Below are 890 nucleotides of genomic sequence, written 5' to 3'. Positions count from 1 at the left end.
TCCGACGTGCGTGCGCCCAGCACCCCACAAGACTGGCCTGTGTCTTTTCATAAGCTTGATAACCATCAACATGTAAGTACCCTTGATAGCCATCAAGATAATCCATCACGCAGGCGGCTGCGCGACTAGTGTGGTAGTCGTAAAGCACGATGTTAGGGATGGGGCTGTCGGGTTTAGGTGAGTCAGCACCTGAGCAGTACACCCACATGTAACTATTCACTTTATCTGATTTCACCACATTGACCGTGGTTTCATCAGCGTTAAGGAGTGGTTGCTTGAGTAATTCTTCTTTTAACCGTTTAACCAGCGGGGTAAACAGCGCTGCTGACTTAATCACCCAATCGCTCATGGTTTTGCGGCTCAGCTCAATGCCGTATTGCTTAAACATGCTCTCTTGGCGATGAAGCGGTAAACCATATTGATATTTACTGGTGATGAGTTGGCTAAGTAAGCTCGCGGTGGCAATGCCTTTGTTAATGGGCATGGCGGGCATAGGCTGTTGCTTTATCGTTGACCCAGTGCCTGATTTTTCACACTCACGACAGGCGTATTTAGGGCGAATATGTTCAATCACTTTGACGTGTGCTGGAATGAACTCAAGCTTTTCAGCAGTATCTTCACCGATTTTATGTAACTCACCACCGCAACATGCACAGCTTTTATCTGCTATGTCGTGGATAACTTGTTCACGGGGTAAGTCTTTTGGCAGTGGCTTGCGTTTAGGCTTGTTGCGGGTGTAGCTAATTCCTTGCTGCTCAGGCTCAGCTTTCTCAGCAATCTCTTCAACTTCATTAAATAATTCACCTTGCCCTACAAAGCCTTCAGCACTTTTGCCGAATTGCTTTTGTTGGGCTAAACGGAATTGCTCATATAAATAGGCGATTTTAGCA

1 protein-coding gene is annotated in these 890 nt (G+C 46.4%); it reads right to left on the bottom strand.

The window, feature by feature from the left end; translation table 11 throughout:
• The coding region (gene tnpC, locus AAEY57_RS19310; RefSeq protein ID WP_350608583.1) for an IS66 family transposase at positions 1–890 on the bottom strand (890 nt) is incomplete at both ends.

Source organism: Pseudoalteromonas sp. MER144-MNA-CIBAN-0113 (assembly GCF_040308965.1).
In the GTDB taxonomy this organism is placed as follows: domain Bacteria; phylum Pseudomonadota; class Gammaproteobacteria; order Enterobacterales; family Alteromonadaceae; genus Pseudoalteromonas; species Pseudoalteromonas tetraodonis.
Note: the sequence above shows the minus strand (reverse complement) of the source record. Positions and strands in the feature narration are given on the sequence as shown.